The organism is Methylophaga sp. UBA4204, from assembly GCF_002379485.1.
Taxonomy (GTDB): domain Bacteria; phylum Pseudomonadota; class Gammaproteobacteria; order Nitrosococcales; family Methylophagaceae; genus Methylophaga.
Map to the genome: position 1 here is coordinate 69,245 of NZ_DFTU01000109.1, position 2,950 is coordinate 72,194.

Below are 2,950 nucleotides of genomic sequence, written 5' to 3' on the forward strand. Positions count from 1 at the left end.
ATTGGTTTACTGGCTGATAACAGCGTGCAATGGTTGATTATGGATCTGGCAGCACAGCGCGCCGGAATCATTTTATTGCCATTGCCATTATTTTTTACCCCAGATCAACTGCAACATGCACTACAGAGTGCGGGGGCTATTGGGCTGATTCATGATCGTCCATTAATGATTGATGATGAGTTTCTGGGTGAAAGTCACTTTGTAAAAAGTTTGATGTTGACCTTTACAGCCTGCCGAAATATCTCAGTCATCGCATTGCCTCCTGGCACGGCAAAAATTACATTTACTTCAGGATCAACAGCCGACCCAAAAGGGGTGTGCCTGAGTAACGACAATCAATACCAAGTCAGTCAGAGTTTATTAAGCGTGCTGAAAATGGAAAATGTTCGGCATCTGGCCTTACTTCCATTAAGCACATTACTGGAAAATATTGCTGGGCTTTACACACCTTTATTAAGTGGTGGAGAGATTATATTACTTGGCATGGAGAAAACCGGTTTTTCCGGCAGTCTGTCAGGCAACATTTTTCAGTTATTAACCACCATTTCGCATTATCAACCAGAAAGTCTGATTCTGGTTCCAGAATTATTGTCGGCTTTACTAATCGCCGCTGAACAGGGATGGCAGCCACCTGAATCCTTGCAATTTATTGCGGTAGGGGGAAGTCGCGTCGCCAGCGAAATGATTGAACGTGCTCGTCAGATTGGTCTCCCAGTATATGAAGGATATGGCTTGTCTGAATGTAGTTCAGTGGTCAGTCTCAATACGCCAGTACAAGACAATCCTGGAACAGCCGGAAAGGTATTACCCCATGTAGATATCCAAATTGAAAAGGGTGAAATAATGGTGTCGGGTAATACTTTTCTGGGCTATATCGGCACGGACCTATCACATCAAAATACTGTTTCCACCGGCGATATGGGCTATCTGGATCAGGATGGATTCTTAGTCATCCAGGGACGTAAAAAACAGCTGCTCATTTCGAGTTACGGTAGAAATATAAATCCCGAATGGGTAGAAAGCGAAGTACTTGCTCGTCCTGGGATTTTGCAATGTATTTTGTTTGGTGATGCTAAACCGTATTGCACCGCATTAATTTATACCCATTTAAACGATGCCGCATTGGAAAACTGGCTATCACACGTTAATAAAAAGCTTCCAGTCTACGCACAAATTACCAAATGGCAGCGTCTTGAACAGCCGTTAACAGCAAAAGCTGGACTACTCACAGCCAATGGTCGACCAAAACGCGATCGAATTTTTACTTTTTTTCAGCATGATTTGGAAGCTATCTATCAGGAGTCACAGTATGGGATTTTTTGACACACTCTGCCAGCAGACAGACGTTGAGCGACAACACTTATTTTCTGCCCCAATTATTAATCAGGCGATGCGGGGTGAAGTGACGCTGGATCTTTATATAGCTTTTCTAACGCAGGCTTATCATCACGTTAAACATACCGTTCCATTGCTGATGGCCGTTGGCTCACAATTGCCAGAACAGTATGAGTGGTTACGGGAAGCTGTTGCGGAATATATCGAAGAAGAGCTGGGGCATCAAGAGTGGATTCTGAATGATATCGCTGCATGCGGTCATGATAAAGAATTGGTGCGAAACAGTCGTCCAAATTCTGCCACCGAGCTGATGGTGGCCTATGCCTACGATACGGTTTTCCGCGTCAATCCACTGGGTTTTTTTGGCATGGTTCATGTACTTGAGGGCACCAGTATTGCCACCGCAGATAATGCCGCGACAGCGATTCAAAATGCGTTGTTTTTGCCTGATAAAGCCTTTAGTTATCTACGTTCACATGGCGCTTTGGATCAGGAGCATGTGAAATTTTTTGAAGCTTTGATGAACCGGATTGACGATCCAGAGGCACAACAACTGATCATTCACAGTAGCAAAATGTTCTATCGTTTGTATGGCGATATTTTTCGGAGCCTTACAGTATGAATACGCCCCTGAATTCATCGTCCAACACTATCGTTTTAACCGGTGCCACCGGTGGACTGGGATCTGCACTGGCTAAAGTCTTGTCTGCTCAAGGTTTTTTATTGGTGTTGTGTGGTCGGAATCATGTTCAACTGGAACAGCTTAATCGTACATTAGGTGGTCAACATCACTGCATTGCCAGTGATTTAACGACAAGTGAAGGCCGTCAGGCAGTGCTTTCGTATTGCCAACAGTTTCCCAGAGGTATTAATGCATTAATTAATAATGCGGCCAGCAATCATTTCGGTCCACTCAAAGAGATGAATGAAAGCAGCATTCAGAAGATGCTCATCACCAACTTAATGGTACCTATCGAATTAACACGCTTACTACTCCCATTACTGGGAAAAGCAGATAAAGCCCAGATCATCAATATCGGTTCGGCATTCAGCCGACTCGGGTTTCCGGGATTCAGTGTTTATAGTGCCTGCAAATTTGGTCTGCGAGGCTTTACGGAAGCAATGCGTCGAGAGTTAGCCGATACGCCTATCACTGTACGTTTATTTGCGCCCCGCACCATTACTACAGCAATGAACGATGACAACGTGACTGCAATGAATAAAGCACTTGGAAATCATAGTGATAGTGTTGAAAACGTGGCAAGTCAGTTCGTCGATTTTTATCAGAAAACACAACGTAGTGAACAGTTCTTAGGCTGGCCCGAACGTTTATTCGGTTGGTTGAATTCAATCAATAGTCGCTGGGTGGATCAAGGCCTAGCCAAAAAACTTCCGCTGATTCAGCGTTATTGGACAGGAGCAGCAAAATGAAAAAAGTATTTGTTTTATTCTATAGTCTGGGATTATTTGTTTTCAGTCTATCGGCTCAGGCAATATCGCCTGAAGCATTGCAATTGCAATCCGCCTGGGAACATGCCAATTATGAGTTAACTGACAAACAACAGATAGAGGCGTTTGAATCATTAACTGCAAAGGCGGATGAGATAAAAAAACT

The 2,950-nt window shown here is 43.8% G+C and carries 3 protein-coding genes and 1 pseudogene; all 4 read left to right on the forward strand.

The window, feature by feature from the left end; genetic code table 11:
• On the forward strand, positions 1-1,323 hold a 1,323-nt coding region (locus B3182_RS16220; protein ID WP_292753527.1), incomplete at its 5' end, for an AMP-binding protein.
• Positions 1,310-1,957 (forward strand): TenA family transcriptional regulator, encoded by a 648-nt coding sequence (locus B3182_RS16225; RefSeq protein ID WP_292357135.1) that lies wholly within the window; start codon positions 1,310-1,312, stop codon positions 1,955-1,957. The genes B3182_RS16220 and B3182_RS16225, both read left to right, overlap by 14 nt.
• Positions 1,954-2,766, forward strand: coding sequence for an SDR family oxidoreductase (locus B3182_RS16230; RefSeq protein WP_292357133.1), 813 nt, complete (start codon positions 1,954-1,956; stop codon positions 2,764-2,766). Before B3182_RS16225 ends, B3182_RS16230 begins: the two co-directional genes overlap by 4 nt.
• Positions 2,763-2,950 (forward strand): annotated as a pseudogene (locus tag B3182_RS16235) (hypothetical protein); the annotation flags it as partial. The gene B3182_RS16230 and the pseudogene B3182_RS16235, both read left to right, overlap by 4 nt.